We start from the raw sequence: 14,892 nt of genomic DNA, 5'->3' as shown, positions 1-14,892 counted from the left end.
CCGTTATGGAAATGGTATCGCACTAGGATGTCGCAGTAAGGTATTCATCGCTTTGTCAAACCCGTGTAGTATTAGCGCATTTAACATAAGCTAGATCAACGAAATGAGCCAACATCTACATCACGACATTGTCATCATCGGCGCCGGTGCGGCGGGCTTAACCCTAGCACTGGAACTGGCGAACACACATAAGGTTGCCGTTCTAACTAAAGGCGAAATCTCCGAAGGCTCGACTTTGTATGCGCAAGGTGGTGTAGCGGCTGTTTTGGCGGAAACCGACACCGTCGATTCACACGTCCAAGATACAATCATTGCTGGCGCTGAGCTCGGCGATGAAGAAGCCATTCGCTTCACCATCGAACACTCTAAAGAAAGTATCGACTGGCTGATTGATCAAGGGGTGCCCTTTACCCGTTATGGTGATGATCAAGATTATCACCTAACCAAAGAAGGCGGGCACAGTCATCGCCGAATCATACACGCGGCAGACGCCACGGGACTGGCGATCTCTAAAACATTGGTTAAAAACGCCAAAGCGCATCCCAATATCCAGTTTTACCCAGACCATATTGCCGTCGACTTAGTCACGACACAGAAGCTGGGACTCAACTGCCCTAATCGCGTCATTGGCTTATACGCCCTGAACCAAGATAAAGACGAAGTCGAGGTGTTTCACGCACATCGGGTCGCGCTGGCCTGTGGTGGCAGCAGCAAGGTGTACTTGTACACCAGCAACCCAGATACGGCATCGGGGGATGGCATTGCCATGGCTTGGCGTGCCGGCTGTCGCGTCGGCAATATGGAATTCAATCAATTCCACCCAACCTGTTTGTACGATGCCAAAGCTAAAACCTTCCTGATCTCTGAAGCTGTACGCGGTGAAGGTGGTCGTCTACTGCTACCGGATGGTAGCCGCTTCATGTTTAATTTTGATGAGCGTGGCGAGCTGGCACCGCGTGACATCGTGGCCCGCGCGATTGACCATGAAATGAAGCGCTTAGGGGTCAAACATGTGTTATTGGATATTTCGCACAAAGATCCAGAATTCATCAAAGAGCACTTTCCGACGATCTATAAGCGTTGCCTAAGCTACGGTCATGACATGACCAAAGGACCGATTCCTGTCGTACCTGCGGCGCATTACACCTGTGGTGGCGTGGTCGTCAATCAACATGGCGAAACCGATGTCGCCGATTTATACGCCATAGGGGAAACCTCCTACACTGGCCTTCATGGTGCCAACCGTTTGGCCAGCAACTCGCTTCTAGAGTGCATTGTTTACGCGCGTTCTGCGGCACAAAATATCTTAGCGGACTCGACGCCACGGGAAGATTTCACTATCCCTGATTGGGATGCTTCTAAAGTGACTGACTCGGACGAAGACGTGGTAATTACCCATAATTGGCATGAGCTGCGTCGTTTTATGTGGGACTACGTTGGTATTGTGCGTACGGACAAACGCTTGCTTCGCGCCAAGCACCGAGTGGACTTGCTGCTTTCAGAAATTGAAGAGTTTTACTCTAACTACCGAGTCTCGGCTGACTTATTAGAGTTGCGTAACTTAGCCGTAGTCGCGGATTTGATCATCCAATCGGCGATGTCTCGCAAAGAAAGCCGAGGCCTGCATTTCACGCTGGATTACCCCGAAAAGCTTGAACACAGTGACGCGACGATTCTAAAGCCTAGAATTCGTTCTTCGGAGCTGGCCCGTTCATAAACTTAGCCGCGCTCAAACGCGAGCGCGCTTCACGATAGTCGCCTTTGCTAAACTGATCACGAAATACTAAATGATGACGGCGCACCACACTCCACATCAACCGCTTGAGTAGGTTTGGCTCAAGTGGATTGCTCAGCTTTAACACTAGCCAATAGTCATTGCGATACACCAGCTGGGCAAACTGTGTCAGCTCACCTTGGACGCACCAAGCGCCGACTTCATCAAATTGTAACTGGATTGCAGGCCGTCGTTGGCGCCACACTAGCAGAGCGAGCATGAAGAGCCATACAAGAGGCGTAAATAAGGTAGGCAGCTGTAATAGCACCACCAGCGTTGTCGTGGCGATAAACCAAAGCAACAACGCCAGCGTTGATAATGTCGAATGGCGCCTAAGCGCGATAGTTTTCTGGCTGTACACGGGTAACGATGATGTCCACAATGCGCGCCAAATCAGGGTCTTCTGGCACTTCCTTTTGCATAAACCATGGGAAGATCTCCTGATCTTCACACTCAATCAGCTTATAAAACCGCTGCTTATCCGCCTCATCAAGGGATAAGAACACATCGTCTAAGAAGGGTTCGAAAAGCACGTCTAACTCTAGCATACCGCGTCGACACTGCCACTTAAGACGCTTAAAGCCCATCGACTCTTTATCAGTAATCATGTCTGTCATGAGAAATCTCCCAATTAAAGTGGCGCCATTATAGCCCTTAGCCTGCCACTGGAAAACTGATCAAATCAGCAAAGTAATACCTAGTTGATCCTGTTCTTTAGAATTCTCTGATAAAACGTGCAAATGAAGATCAGTCAAAAGAGTATTATTTTGACTGCTTTTTTAATCAACTATTCACAATAGACTCAAAAAAGTACCACTATCCGCATTTTCTGTACTAGTTAGTCAATTGCAACTTGCACTATTCTAACATCACTTGATTAACAAATGATCAAGCTCTAGGTGAGACAATAAAAACAAGTTAACCCAGATGGGAGAACCTATGACTACTCTTCGCAAAACGGCGCTAACCTGTGCCGTATCTTTAGCGGCCGTTAATACGTTAGCCGATACTCAGATTACGATCGCCACCGTCAACAACGGCCATATGATCGAAATGCAAAAACTCACGCCGGAATTTGAAAAACTCTATCCTGATATTGACGTTAAATGGGTAACTCTAGAAGAAAACGTGTTACGCCAAAACGTGACCCAAGACATTGCCAACGGTAGCGGTTTGTACGATGTCATGACCATTGGTATGTACGAAGCGCCCATCTGGGGCGAGCGCGGCTGGCTTGAGCCGGTAGATACCAGCGGTGACTATGATGTCGAGGATTTGCTGCCCTCGATTCGTGATGGTCTGTCTTGGGATGGCACCCTATACGCTTCACCATTTTATGGCGAAAGCTCAATGGTGATGTACCGCAAAGATCTTGCTAACAAAGCTGGCATCAGCATCAATGATCGCGATAGCTGGGAACATATCCGTGACGCGGCGGCGGCTATGCACGATCCAGATAATGGCGTCTATGGTATTTGTCTACGTGGTAAAGCAGGCTGGGGCGACAATATGGCACTGGTCAGCACCATCGCCAACTCGTTTGGGGCACGCTGGTTTGATATGGACTGGCAACCACAACTGACCTCTGATGAATGGCAGCAAGCGGTAACCTTCTACGTCGATTTACTCGATCGCTATGGCCCACCAGGTGCCAGCGGTAACAGCTTCAATGAAAACTTAGCGCTGTTTAATGAGGGCAAATGCGGCATGTGGATTGACGCTACTATCGCAGCTTCGTTCGTAACAGATCCTAAGCAATCAAAAGTAGCGGACCAAGTTGGCTTCGCCCAATCGCCTTATGCGGTAACAGAAAAGGGAGCCAACTGGCTTTGGTCGTGGGCGTTAGGCATCCCAGCAGGCACTCAGAACGCCGAAGCGGCACAGAAATTTGTCCGTTGGGCCACTTCCAAAGACTATATCAAGCTAGTCGGCGAAACCAATGGTTGGGGCGCGGTTCCAACCGGCACTCGTCAATCTACCTACGACAATCCTAAATTCCTCGATGCGGCGGTTTTTGCCGAAGCCGAATTAAAAGCACTTAATTCAGCCGACGCCACCGATAGCACGCTTGAGCCAGTGCCCTACGTGGGCGTTCAGTTTGCTGCTATTCCTGAGTTCCAAGCGATTGGAACTACCACTGGGCAAATGATTTCTGGTGCTGTCTCCGGCAGCTTATCCGTCGAAAAAGCTCTGCAATCCGCGAACCGATCAGCGGATCGTCAAATGCGTCAGGCTGGCTATTACTAGTTCGCCCTGACTCCGGCCCACACTCAGCATGCTGAAGTGTGGGCACTTCGTCGCGAGACGCCCTATTAGCATAATAACGAGAGATACTCCTATGAAGCGCTCCATTACTCGCTTATTGATGGCGCCCTCCGTGCTGCTCCTTTTGGTGTGGATGGTGGTGCCACTGTCGATGACCATCTATTTTTCCACCATTAATTACAACCTGCTGTATCCAGGTCGTAATAACTTTGTGGGGTGGATGAACTTTGAATTCTTCGTAACCGATCCAGGTTTTTGGATTGCCATTTCCAACACTCTTATTCTACTGCTATCGGTATTAGTGATTACGGTGGTGCTTGGGGTCGCTCTTGCCGCCTTGATTGATCAACCCTTCTGGGGACGCAACGTAGTGCGGGTACTACTGATTTCACCATTTTTCATCATGCCAACGGTCAACGCCTTGATCTGGAAAAACATGATGATGAATCCGGTGTACGGCATCTTTGCTTGGTTGTCGCAAAGTTTCGGCTTAGAACCCATTGATTGGCTTTCCGATTATCCATTGATGTCCGTCATCATTATGGTCAGCTGGCAGTGGCTCCCCTTTGCCATCCTTGTCTTTGTGACTGCCTTACAATCTCAAGATACCGAGCAAAAAGAAGCCGCACAAATGGACGGCGCCACCAGCTGGCACATCTTCCGCTATCTCACCATTCCACATTTGGCTCGCCCAATCGCCGTCGTGGTGATGATCGAAACTATTTTCTTATTGGCCGTGTTTGCAGAAATCTATGTGTCCACCGGTGGTGGCCCAGGTTATGACAGTACCAACTTAGCGTACTTGATCTACAACCAAGCATTACTGCAATACGACGTCGGTGTGGCTTCTGCCGGCGGTTTATTCGCCGTGCTATTAGCCAATATCGTTGCCTTCTTCTTAATCCGCGCTGTCGGCAAAAACCTAACAGTGTAAGGAGACGACCATGACTTTAACGCAACAACGCAAACTCAAAACGATCTTGGTCGGCTTGGCTGCTTGGACCGTGGCATTGCTACTGTTCTTCCCGATCTTTTGGATGTTTATCACCTCCTTTAAAACGGAACTGCAGGCGATCTCAGTACCACCGCAGCTGTTCTTTGAACCGACACTCGAGAACTTCTCCATCGTGCAAGAACGCAGTGACTATTTAAAACACGCGTGGAACTCTGTGGTGACGTCTTTTGGCGCAACGATTCTAGCACTGGTTATCGCCATCCCAGCGGCCTACTCCATGGCTTTCTTCCCAGGCAAACGCACCAAAGACATTCTACTGTGGATGTTGTCCACAAAAATGCTGCCAGCGGTCGGTGTATTAGTACCTATTTACATCTTGTCACGCGACTACGGTTTGCTGGACTCAAAATTAGGCTTGGTGATCATTTTCACACTGATGAACCTGCCGATCATCGTTTGGATGTTGTTCTCTTACTTCAAAGATCTGCCAAAAGAAATCCTTGAAGCTGCACGTATGGACGGTGCGACACCATGGGATGAAATGGTCAAAGTGGTACTACCGCTTTCGGTAGGTGGTATCGCGTCAACGGGTCTTCTATCCATCGTGCTGTGTTGGAACGAAGCCTTCTGGTCATTGAACTTGACCGCTTCGGAAGCCGCGCCACTGACTGCGATGATTGCTTCTTACTCAAGCCCTGAAGGTTTGTTCTGGGCCAAGTTATCCGCCGCTTCAACACTTGCCTGTGCCCCGATCGTTATTTTTGGCTGGTTCTGTCAAAAACAATTGGTACAAGGCCTTACTTTCGGCGCTGTGAAATAGTTTATAGGAATAATAAAAATGGCTTACTTAAACATTACCGAACTGCAAAAGCACTATGACAACTACCACGCGCTGCGCGGCATTAACCTAGCTATCAACGAAGGTGAATTCATCGTCTTCGTGGGACCATCAGGCTGTGGTAAATCGACTTTGCTACGTACTATTGCGGGTCTTGAGTCGAGCACTGGTGGCACCATCGAACTAGATGGCCGCGACATCACCGAGTTGTCGTCTTCAAAACGCGACTTGGCCATGGTGTTCCAGTCTTACGCCTTGTATCCACATATGACAGTGGCTGAGAATTTAAGCTTTGCCCTACGTCTTGCCAAAGAAGAGCAAAGCGTCATCGATGAAAAAGTGAAATCGGTCTCAGCATCACTTCAGTTGGACAAACTGCTAGAGCGTAAACCGCGTGAGCTTTCCGGTGGTCAGCGCCAACGTGTGGCGATTGGTCGTGCCATCGTGCGTCAGCCGAAAGTCTTTCTATTCGATGAACCATTATCTAACTTGGATGCAGCGCTACGTGTGCAAATGCGTCTTGAGCTAGCACGCCTGCACAAGAAACTTGGCACCACCATGATCTACGTAACCCACGACCAAGTGGAAGCCATGACGCTTGCGGATCGCGTGGTAATTTTGAATGCCGGTCAGATTGAGCAGGTAGGCACCCCTCTAGAACTGTACCGCTCGCCAAACAGCCGCTTTGTGGCAGAGTTCATCGGCACACCAAAGATGAACCTAATTGAGCTAGATAACGTGGTACGTGAAAACGATACCCTGCATTTAAAATTACTCGGTGCCAGCATCGATTTCCCTGTGGCTCGTACTCATGGCCCATTACCTGACAACGTCATTATGGGGGTTCGCCCAGAACACATGCACTTGGTAGAAACCCATGGCGATTTGATCGGCAAAGTGGAATTGATCGAACACCTAGGTTCAGAAGCCTATACACACATTCGCCTTGCTAACGATCAAACTGTGATTGTCAAAGCCCCTGCCCGCACCACCATTAAAGACGGTGAAGAAGTGCATATTCAAGTGGACCGCGACGAAGTCATTCTTTTTAACGAAAACAACCGTGTTTTTTCAGTGATTGCTGAGGATGCAAGCCATGACTAATCGACTTCAAATTCCAACTCATGCTGAGCAAATGCAACGCCAAAATTACCAACGCTCTGACGTGACGTCTGGTGTCATGCACTTAGGTGTCGGCGCATTTCACCGCGCCCACCAAGCCGTTTATTTTGATCGACTGTTGGCCTTACCAGAAGGAAAACAATGGGGTATCACAGGGGTCAACATTCGCCCCCAAGACAGCGCGCAGTTTGCGCGTTTCATGGAGCAAAAAGGTGAATATGTACTCAAAACCATGGATTCAGACGGTACCACTGTTTATGAGCACATTCGCTCCATCGTCAACCAAATTGACGGGGCACAAACACCAGAATTGGTCGATCAAACCATGGCCGATGCCAGCATTCAGCTGGTGACCTCTACCGTAACAGAAGGCGGCTACTACCTAGATGAAACACACCAATTGATGACCGAGCACCCAGCCGTAAAAGGCGATCTAGAAGGCGAGCGCAATACGCTTTACGCCTTTTTGTACGCCGGTCTAAAACTGCGCAGCCAAACCTCCAATGCCAAAATCACACTGCTTTGCTGTGATAACTTACGTCACAATGGTGAAGTATTGCGCGCTGGATTAATGCAGTTTTTAAGCGCCAAAGGCGATCAAGAACTGAGCCAATGGGTGAGTGATAATGTTTCGTTTCCCTGTGCAATGGTTGACCGCATCACACCAAAACCCAGCCCAATTCACGTAGCAGATGTACAACAACGTTTTGGCACAGATGACGAAATGACGGTCATGGGCGAAGACTTCATTCAATGGGTCATTGAAGATAACTTCTCTGGTGAAAAACCAGCCCTTGATCTGGTCGGTGTGCAGTTTGTCGATCAAGTCGATCCTTACGAAGAGGCTAAAATCCGCATCCTCAACGCCGGACATACGAATGTCGTTTATCAAGCTGCATTAAAAGGCATGACTTACTTTGATGAAGCCATGCGCGATCAAGAGCTACGCCAATACTTCAAAGACTTCATTGCTCAAGACGCCATTCCAGCGATTGGCGAGTCGATTGTCGACCTTGAGAACTACGTCAAAATCATAGAGCGCCGCTTTAGCAACGCTAATATTGGCGACACGGTGGAGCGTATTTGTACTGATGGTTATGCCAAATTTCCGATCTTTGTCTATCCCTCCTTGGCTGGCTGCTATGCACTGGGAAAAACGCCCGTTAAAACCATCGAGGGCATCGCGGCTTGGTTTGTGTACTTTCAAAAAGCCCGTAAGGGGGACATTGCCACCCCTTATCATGAACCCAATTTAACAGCGCTTGCCGCTTTTAGTGATGATGCCGCAGGCATCGCAGCGTTTGCTAAGGATCGTTTTCTTTGGGGCGACCTGCCAGTTCGCTACCCTGAGTTTATCGCGCAATTAGGCCAAACCATCAAAGCAATGCAGCAGCGCTACGCAGATCAATAAATCTACCAAGTGATAGATAGCTAACAGAATCTGAAAAATTAGTTATGCTTAGCTAGGCGCCACCGACGTTGACACAGCGACGACGGTGGTACGCAAACTAAATAGGTACACGCTATGACAATAATAACGACAAAGAGAGTGATTCCAGAATACGAGTTAGTAGATGAGGGTATCGAAACCATTCGCTACCTTGAACACGGCAATCCCAGCGAGCTTATCCGCTGGCACGCTCATGATGACTACGAACTACATTTTATTGTCGCCTCTCAAGGCAAAGTCTTCGTCGGTGACTATATTGGCAACTATAGCCCTGGACAGTTAATCCTCACTGGCCCTCGACTGCCTCATAACTGGATTTGCCAAGACGATAATGCCCAAGTCCCACTGCGCGACATGGTTATACGGTTCGACCATGAATCCTTTGAATACGGCATGAAGATCTTCCCTGAACTGGCGGAAATTATGCCGATGCTACAACGCGCCAAATCTGGCATCGAGTTTTTTGATTTAGACTTTGATTTCTTGAAAAATGCCTTCGCTCGCGTGCGCGATTCTTCGGGCTTACAGCGGGTGATTAACGCCTTGCCGTTATTGCACCAATTATCACAAAGCCGCAACTATCGTTTGTTATCAACGGTACAAATTGACCTCAAGTCCAGCGAAACCTTGCAACGCAAGATCAACACAGTCGTCGATTATGTATCGCAAAATTATGCCAACAATATCTCACTGACCGATGTAGCGGGTTTAATTGGCATGTCAGATAGCCACTTCTCTCGCTTTTTTAAAAAAGCCACGGGCAACCGCTTTACGGAGTTTGTTAATCGCATGCGCATCAGTCGAGCCTGCAACTTACTCACCGAAACGGACCAACAAATTGCCAATATTTGCTTTCAAGTAGGCTTTAATAATGTGGCCAACTTCAATCGCCGCTTCCATGAGCTCAAAGGCGTTACACCAAGGGATTTTCGAACGCAGTACTACAATCGAATCGAAGGACAGTAACGCTGCTACGAGTCAGGTCTTGCGGCAAATTTTTCCAACTGTCCGAACAATCGCTTGATGTGATAGTCGCCTACCTCTCTTTGCAGGCGACTTTTTTTAGTCTATAGAATGAAGAGTATTTAACGCTGTATTGAGTGCTTGTGTTTGCTGATAGAGGCGTTGATAGAGTCCATATTTAGCTTGGTAGTAGGATTGCATTTGCTCTTGGGGATGATGTGTTGCTAGCACCTCAGGCATGGAACAATACTGCTGAATCAGCGTTTCTGTAGCCTCCCCTTTTTGCTCATGCCAACCAAGTAACGCCAGACGCGCTGCCCCTAAGCCTGGCCCTACTTCTCCGCCATCACGGTACACCAAAGGTTTAGCCAAAACATTGGCAATGATCTGACGCCATAAGGCACTGCGCGCGCCACCGCCAATCAGCGATAATTCTTCGACCACCGTACCTGCACTTTCCAGGGCGTTTTGACAATCTAAAATCGAAAACGCTATGCCCTCCAATACGGCCAAGGTCATTTCTTCTCGTCGCGTGCTATTCCATAAACCGACGAACTGCCCATTCGCGAGGGGGTCATTAATCGGTGTTCGTTCACCATTCAAATAGGGTAAAAACAGCACAGATGTTTGCTGAATCGAACTGTGCTCAAGCTCTTGCAGCAATTCCGGTACCGCCATAGAAACTAAATTCGCAAACCATGACAAAGAATTCGCAGCACTTAACGTTACACCCATTTGATGCCAACGATTAGGCAACGCGTGACAGAAGGCATGTACCGTATGCTCAGGCTTAGCGTTGTGCGCTTCAGAGACCGCAAAATATACTCCCGAAGTACCGAGTGATACAAAACCTTGGCCCGGCTCAGTGATGCCCATTCCTACTGCGCCCGCAGCATTGTCGCCGGCTCCTGCGACAACAGGAACCTGCTTAACGCCGAGCTTACTCGCTACTGCTGCCGACACCTGTCCAACGATTTGCTGACCTTCGTAGACACGCGGCATATTGGCTAGACTCAGGTCTGTCATCGCTAGTAACTGCTCATCCCACTGGCGTGTAGCAGGATTAAGCCACAAGGTCCCCGCAGCATCAGAACAATCGCTGGCGAACACGCCTGTTAAGCGGTACACCAAATAGTCTTTGGGCAGTAACACTTTATCCACTGCCTGAAAAATTTCTGGCTCATGCTCTTTGACCCATAATAACTTCGGTAGGGTAAATCCAGGCATCGCTAAATTGCCAGACAGTTTAAGCAGCTCAGGGTGCGCTTTCATAACAGCATCACATTGGAGTTTACTGCGTCCGTCGTTCCAAAGAATACAGGGACGCAAAACGCTACCGTTCTCATCTAATAGCGTGGCACCGTGCATCTGCCCTGAGAGACCAATGGCACATATCCCAGATAAATCTATGCTGTCACTCAGGCTATGACACACAGCGATTAAAGCCTGCCACCAATCCTCTGGCGCCTGCTCTGACCAAGTCGCGTGCAGGGCGCTTACTGACAGAGGCTGAGACGCCTGCACCACCACTTCGCCCTGAGCATCAATAACAACACCTTTGATACCTGATGTACCTAAATCTAACCCTAGAAACATAGCTCTGCATTCCCACTAAAAGATCATTGCTAACAGTGTCAGAAGAAGCGCGCCTTGAGTCAACGCAAATACTGGAATTCGCTCGCTATGTATCAATGCTGATCAGAAAGCATCAAGTTTGCGATAGTAGGGGGCGAATGTGTCGCAATCGGTGCGCTTTTAAACATTGAAATTCCACCGACTAACCCTCACATTATTGATTAATATCAATTCATTTTTATCGAGGTCATTATGTCGCTTGAGCAGCTACTGAATGAGTCCCTTCCCGCGACTAGCTACGGCCATCGCGCCGATTTGGGCGTGATCGGTTTGACCGGTCCCGACAGTGCCAAGTTTTTACAAGGTCAAGCTACGGCAGACATCAAATTGGTCGATGATCAGCACAGCGTCTTTGGCGCGGTATGTACCCCTAAAGGTCGTATCATCGCCAACTTTTTTGTGTTGAAAAATGGTACAGAGTCTTATTTGTTGGTAGCAAAGCAGGATGTGATCGATACCCTGCTGACACACTTAAAAAAATACGCAGTGTTCTTTAAAACCAGCCTAGAAGACGTCAGTGGGCAATACAATATCAGCTCTATGTTTGCCCGTACTGAGCAATTAACACCGCAAGAGCAATACGCTCAAGCGATACCAACAAGCCATCAAGAAGGCTGCAGCCAGTTGACGCTGGACAATACCTACTTCCGCCAGACGCTGACCATTGCCGCGGCGCAAGAAGAGCTACCGGATGCCGAAGACGAATCCGCGCATCAGGTTATGACGCTATTAGCAGCACGCCCGCTACTAGGCCAAGCCCATGTAGAAAGCATCTTACCCCAGTGGATTAACATGCACCGCAATGGCGGCATTAGCTTCACCAAAGGCTGTTACACCGGCCAAGAAATCGTTGCGCGTATGAAATACCGCGGCAAATCGAAAAAGCACCTTGCTTTAATCAGCAGTAGCGCGCCACTTGAAGTAGATGCTGACGTCGTCAATGGTGAAGGCAAAACCATCGGCAGTGTGTTTGCCAGTGCTGCGATTGATGACCTGCATGTCGCACAAATCATGCTTAACATTGATCAAGAGGAAGTGGATCAAGCGTTTGTTAACGACCAAACGGTCGAATTACTACCACTGCCCTACCAGATCGGCAGTTAACGAAAAAAGGGCCAAAATGGCCCTTTTTTATTAGGATGCAGGCTGTAAATGTGCGCCCCAATCGATCGGCGCTTTAGCGATGCTTTCCAGGTATGCATTGGTCTTAGAAAAAGGCGCGCTGCCAAAGAATCCACGATAAGCAGACAATGGTGACGGGTGTACGCTCTCGATCACTAAATGCTTGGAGCGGTCAATATGGCGACCTTTCTTCTGCGCATAAGCGCCCCACAAAATGAATACTACGCCAGAATGTTGCTCGTTAATCAGCTGAATAATCTGATCGGTAAAGGCTTCCCAACCTTTGCCTTGGTGCGAACCTGCCTTACTCGCTTCTACCGTCAGTACACTGTTGAGCAGTAAGACACCTTGGCGCGCCCAGTTTACCAAATAGCCATGATCCGCGATCGGTACACCTAGATCGCTTTCCAGCTCTTTATAGATATTGACCAAAGAGGGTGGTGTTTTAACCCCAGGCTTTACTGAAAAAGATAACCCATGGGCTTGGTCTGGGCCGTGATAAGGATCTTGCCCTAGAATCACCACTTTGACGTTCTCAAAGCGTGTTTCGTTTAGCGCATTGAAGCAGTCTTGGGAGCGCGGATAAATGGTTTTACGCGCCTCTTTCTCTTGCACTAAAAAATCGCGCAAACGCTGCATGTAGTCTTTTTCAAATTCGTCGGCCAGATGAGCCTGCCAGTCGGGTGCGAGATTCATAATCACTCAACCTTAAAATAGGGATTAAATACGGGATCATTAAGCAGCGCATGATACCACTGCAGGCAATCTAAATCTTGTGAGCCATGCACTAAGTGCTTAAGTAACAACCAGACTAACTCACGGATCACATACGCTTGACGGTATTGAGTCAGCACCTGATTACGCGCTGCACTAAGCGGCTCGTCAAACAGATATTGATACGCTTGCGCGACTTGAGTAGGCGTTAAATGATGGCAGTGGCTCAACACAGCTAAGTCAAACAGCGGATCGTTCATGCCCGCACACTCCCAATCGATAAACCAAGCACGCTCTTGATTCAGTAGCATATTTTTCGGGTTCAGATCATTGTGGCAAAGCACCAATGTGCTCGGCGAGACAGGCGTCAGTGATTGAAACAAGGCTTTAACCTGACCTAATAAAGGTGCAATCTCGACAACATTTGGGTGGCGCTCAAGCCTCAATAGCCAACTATCGATCAGTTGATAGACATCATAACGCTTTGCTACAGGTGGCATCTGATGAAGCGTTTTCATGCTGTCATAAATAGCATAAAGCTCAAGGCTCTGCTCAGCATGTTCTACGTCCCACGCTAAGGTATGCCCGAGAATAAAATCAGACACTACAGTGCCTTTTGCATCGTGCCAGCGTACAGCGGAACTCAGACCGTGATCTGCCGCCAGTTGCCAGATAGCAAGCTCAGCTTCACGGTCAACAGCAAAGGCCTGCGCATCTAGCTGCGCAATCCTCAACACCAGCTGCGGCTCATGCTGGTAACTAATTAGATAGGTTTGATTGGAAAATCCCTCTTCTAAGGCGCTGACCGAGATGTCAGCATGTTCTGGTAAAATGGAGTTTATTTGCTTCAAGTACTTAGAAAGTGGACACATTTTCAATCACTTATTGCCAGAGAGATCAACCGCTGTCAGAATGTCCTTGATACCCTTTTGAGTCAATACATTACTGTTGAAGCACCTAAATGAATAAGCACGAAGACATTATTCGCAGAATCCAAGAGAAACTGAGCACACTAAGCAAATCTGAGCGTAAAGTGGCTGAGGCGATTCTCGCCGACCCGAAAACGACGATTCACTCGAGCATAGCGAAACTTGCCGCCCGTGCAGAAGTAAGTGAACCAACGGTTAACCGTTTTTGCCGTAGCCTGATTGGCAGCGGCTTTCCTGACTTTAAAGTAGCCTTGGCACAAAGTTTGGCCAAAGGTACGCCATACGTAAACTTAAACGTTGAACCTGATGATGCTGCTGGCGCCATCACCAACAAAATTTTCGAGGCGGCCAAAAACAACTTAACCCGCGCGCAAGAATTGCTGCCAGAAACCTTGATCAGTCGTGTGGTCGATATTTTGGCTCAGTCACGTCGTATCGAATTTTACGGTCTTGGTGCTTCAGGCCCAGTGGCCAAAGACGCCCATCATAAATTCTTCCGCCTTAATATGCCGGTGGTGGCTTACACTGATATTTTGGTTCAGCGTATGGCCGCAGCCGGCACTCACCCTGGCGATGCGGTGGTGGTCATTTCCCTATCCGGTCGCACATTGCCTTTAATTGAAACCGCACGCGTTGCACGTGAGGCTGGCGCCACAGTAGTCGGCATTACCAACCCTGGTTCACCGCTAACCGAACACTGTTCCATTGTGCTGCCGATCGAAGAAACCGAAGATACCGACATCTACACACCGATGAGTTCACGTATCGTGTACTTAACGCTGATCGATGCACTGGCTACCGGCGTACTACTCAAACGTGGTCCAGAGTTCAACGAGCACTTACGCAAGCTAAAACTCAGCGTTCAAGACACTCGCCTACCTAAGCAAGACTAACCGTTTAGTGTTAAATAACAGGCGCCCTCGGGCGCCTGTTTGCGTTATTTCTAAACAGCGGCTCAATGAACGAGAATTTTGATACTTTGGCGGAGTATTTCGAAAGATTAATGCTCGCTTCCTACCTAGAATCGAAGGTTAGGCTCAAAAAGTGCCGTCTCAGTCACGATGCTTTTGATAAGGAACCAGCCTTGCTCCGTTATAAAAAATCTTAATAAAAAACTCAGTGTCT

Annotated in this window: 14 protein-coding genes; 9 read left to right on the top strand and 5 right to left on the bottom strand. The window is 48.5% G+C overall.

Annotated elements, in window-relative coordinates:
- The first annotated feature begins 103 nt into the window (after window positions 1-103).
- Window positions 104-1,717: an L-aspartate oxidase gene (gene nadB, locus JQX58_RS09930; RefSeq protein WP_204146708.1), complete on the top strand. Its 1,614-nt coding sequence runs from the start codon at window positions 104-106 to the stop codon at window positions 1,715-1,717.
- On the opposite strand, the gene JQX58_RS09925 is transcribed toward nadB, so the two are convergent.
- Both JQX58_RS09925 and JQX58_RS09920 read right to left on the bottom strand, forming a co-directional pair.
- Window positions 1,683-1,994: a hypothetical protein gene (locus tag JQX58_RS09925; protein ID WP_204146707.1), complete on the bottom strand. Its 312-nt coding sequence runs from the start codon at window positions 1,992-1,994 to the stop codon at window positions 1,683-1,685. The two genes, nadB and JQX58_RS09925, sit on opposite strands and share 35 nt — an antisense overlap.
- Before the next feature lie 112 nt (window positions 1,995-2,106).
- Window positions 2,107-2,382 carry an FAD assembly factor SdhE gene (locus JQX58_RS09920; protein ID WP_204146979.1) on the bottom strand — a complete coding sequence of 92 codons (276 nt, stop codon included), beginning with the start codon at window positions 2,380-2,382 and terminating at the stop codon, window positions 2,107-2,109.
- A 331-nt stretch (window positions 2,383-2,713) separates the two neighbouring features.
- Here JQX58_RS09920 and JQX58_RS09915 point away from each other — a divergent pair, with 331 nt between their 5' ends.
- From JQX58_RS09915 to JQX58_RS09890, 6 genes are all read left to right on the top strand, one after another.
- Window positions 2,714-4,021 (top strand): ABC transporter substrate-binding protein, encoded by a 1,308-nt coding sequence (locus tag JQX58_RS09915; protein ID WP_204146706.1) that lies wholly within the window; start codon window positions 2,714-2,716, stop codon window positions 4,019-4,021.
- Between the two features lie 91 nt (window positions 4,022-4,112).
- Window positions 4,113-4,973, top strand: a complete 861-nt coding sequence (locus JQX58_RS09910) for a carbohydrate ABC transporter permease (protein ID WP_204146705.1) — start codon at window positions 4,113-4,115, stop codon at window positions 4,971-4,973.
- Between the two features lie 10 nt (window positions 4,974-4,983).
- Window positions 4,984-5,814: a carbohydrate ABC transporter permease gene (locus JQX58_RS09905; protein ID WP_204146704.1), complete on the top strand. Its 831-nt coding sequence runs from the start codon at window positions 4,984-4,986 to the stop codon at window positions 5,812-5,814.
- Between the two features lie 18 nt (window positions 5,815-5,832).
- Window positions 5,833-6,936 carry an ABC transporter ATP-binding protein gene (locus JQX58_RS09900; RefSeq protein ID WP_204146703.1) on the top strand — a complete coding sequence of 368 codons (1,104 nt, stop codon included), beginning with the start codon at window positions 5,833-5,835 and terminating at the stop codon, window positions 6,934-6,936.
- Window positions 6,929-8,365, top strand: a complete 1,437-nt coding sequence (locus JQX58_RS09895; protein WP_204146702.1) for a mannitol dehydrogenase family protein — start codon at window positions 6,929-6,931, stop codon at window positions 8,363-8,365. The genes JQX58_RS09900 and JQX58_RS09895 overlap by 8 nt, the downstream gene beginning before the upstream one ends.
- A gap of 114 nt (window positions 8,366-8,479) precedes the next feature.
- The gene (locus JQX58_RS09890) at window positions 8,480-9,370 is read left to right on the top strand and encodes a helix-turn-helix domain-containing protein (RefSeq protein ID WP_204146701.1); all 891 of its coding nucleotides are present in this window, start codon (window positions 8,480-8,482) and stop codon (window positions 9,368-9,370) included.
- Between the two features lie 96 nt (window positions 9,371-9,466).
- Here the strand turns inward: JQX58_RS09890 and xylB are convergent, their stop codons facing one another.
- Window positions 9,467-10,963 carry a xylulokinase gene (gene xylB / locus JQX58_RS09885; RefSeq protein ID WP_204146700.1) on the bottom strand — a complete coding sequence of 499 codons (1,497 nt, stop codon included), beginning with the start codon at window positions 10,961-10,963 and terminating at the stop codon, window positions 9,467-9,469.
- 231 nt (window positions 10,964-11,194) lie between these two features.
- Here xylB and ygfZ point away from each other — a divergent pair, with 231 nt between their 5' ends.
- Window positions 11,195-12,106, top strand: coding sequence for a CAF17-like 4Fe-4S cluster assembly/insertion protein YgfZ (ygfZ, locus tag JQX58_RS09880; RefSeq protein ID WP_204146699.1), 912 nt, complete (start codon window positions 11,195-11,197; stop codon window positions 12,104-12,106).
- A 30-nt stretch (window positions 12,107-12,136) separates the two neighbouring features.
- On the opposite strand, the gene ung is transcribed toward ygfZ, so the two are convergent.
- Both ung and JQX58_RS09870 read right to left on the bottom strand, forming a co-directional pair.
- The gene (gene ung, locus JQX58_RS09875; RefSeq protein ID WP_204146698.1) at window positions 12,137-12,820 is read right to left on the bottom strand and encodes a uracil-DNA glycosylase; all 684 of its coding nucleotides are present in this window, start codon (window positions 12,818-12,820) and stop codon (window positions 12,137-12,139) included.
- 2 nt (window positions 12,821-12,822) lie between these two features.
- The gene (locus JQX58_RS09870) at window positions 12,823-13,710 is read right to left on the bottom strand and encodes a choline kinase family protein (RefSeq protein WP_204146697.1); all 888 of its coding nucleotides are present in this window, start codon (window positions 13,708-13,710) and stop codon (window positions 12,823-12,825) included.
- Between the two features lie 89 nt (window positions 13,711-13,799).
- On the opposite strand from JQX58_RS09870, the gene hexR reads away from it, so the two are divergent.
- Window positions 13,800-14,660, top strand: a complete 861-nt coding sequence (gene hexR / locus JQX58_RS09865; RefSeq protein ID WP_204146696.1) for a transcriptional regulator HexR — start codon at window positions 13,800-13,802, stop codon at window positions 14,658-14,660.
- Window positions 14,661-14,892 lie beyond the last annotated feature (232 nt).

It is taken from the genome of Marinomonas ostreistagni (genome assembly GCF_016888445.1).
Classification (GTDB): Bacteria; Pseudomonadota; Gammaproteobacteria; order Pseudomonadales; family Marinomonadaceae; genus Marinomonas; species Marinomonas ostreistagni.
Note: the sequence above shows the minus strand (reverse complement) of the source record. Positions and strands in the feature narration are given on the sequence as shown.

What these genes read in the sequence shown, in the direction of transcription:
- nadB (WP_204146708.1), top strand. Translation starts at nt 104, where the DNA reads ATGAGCCAACATCTACATCACGACATTGTCATCATCGGCGCCGGTGCG.
- JQX58_RS09925 (WP_204146707.1), bottom strand. Translation starts at nt 1,994, where the DNA reads ATGCTCGCTCTGCTAGTGTGGCGCCAACGACGGCCTGCAATCCAGTTA.
- JQX58_RS09920 (WP_204146979.1), bottom strand. Translation starts at nt 2,382, where the DNA reads ATGATTACTGATAAAGAGTCGATGGGCTTTAAGCGTCTTAAGTGGCAG.
- JQX58_RS09915 (WP_204146706.1), top strand. Translation starts at nt 2,714, where the DNA reads ATGACTACTCTTCGCAAAACGGCGCTAACCTGTGCCGTATCTTTAGCG.
- JQX58_RS09910 (WP_204146705.1), top strand. Translation starts at nt 4,113, where the DNA reads ATGAAGCGCTCCATTACTCGCTTATTGATGGCGCCCTCCGTGCTGCTC.
- JQX58_RS09905 (WP_204146704.1), top strand. Translation starts at nt 4,984, where the DNA reads ATGACTTTAACGCAACAACGCAAACTCAAAACGATCTTGGTCGGCTTG.
- JQX58_RS09900 (WP_204146703.1), top strand. Translation starts at nt 5,833, where the DNA reads ATGGCTTACTTAAACATTACCGAACTGCAAAAGCACTATGACAACTAC.
- JQX58_RS09895 (WP_204146702.1), top strand. Translation starts at nt 6,929, where the DNA reads ATGACTAATCGACTTCAAATTCCAACTCATGCTGAGCAAATGCAACGC.
- JQX58_RS09890 (WP_204146701.1), top strand. Translation starts at nt 8,480, where the DNA reads ATGACAATAATAACGACAAAGAGAGTGATTCCAGAATACGAGTTAGTA.
- xylB (WP_204146700.1), bottom strand. Translation starts at nt 10,963, where the DNA reads ATGTTTCTAGGGTTAGATTTAGGTACATCAGGTATCAAAGGTGTTGTT.
- ygfZ (WP_204146699.1), top strand. Translation starts at nt 11,195, where the DNA reads ATGTCGCTTGAGCAGCTACTGAATGAGTCCCTTCCCGCGACTAGCTAC.
- ung (WP_204146698.1), bottom strand. Translation starts at nt 12,820, where the DNA reads ATGAATCTCGCACCCGACTGGCAGGCTCATCTGGCCGACGAATTTGAA.
- JQX58_RS09870 (WP_204146697.1), bottom strand. Translation starts at nt 13,710, where the DNA reads ATGTGTCCACTTTCTAAGTACTTGAAGCAAATAAACTCCATTTTACCA.
- hexR (WP_204146696.1), top strand. Translation starts at nt 13,800, where the DNA reads ATGAATAAGCACGAAGACATTATTCGCAGAATCCAAGAGAAACTGAGC.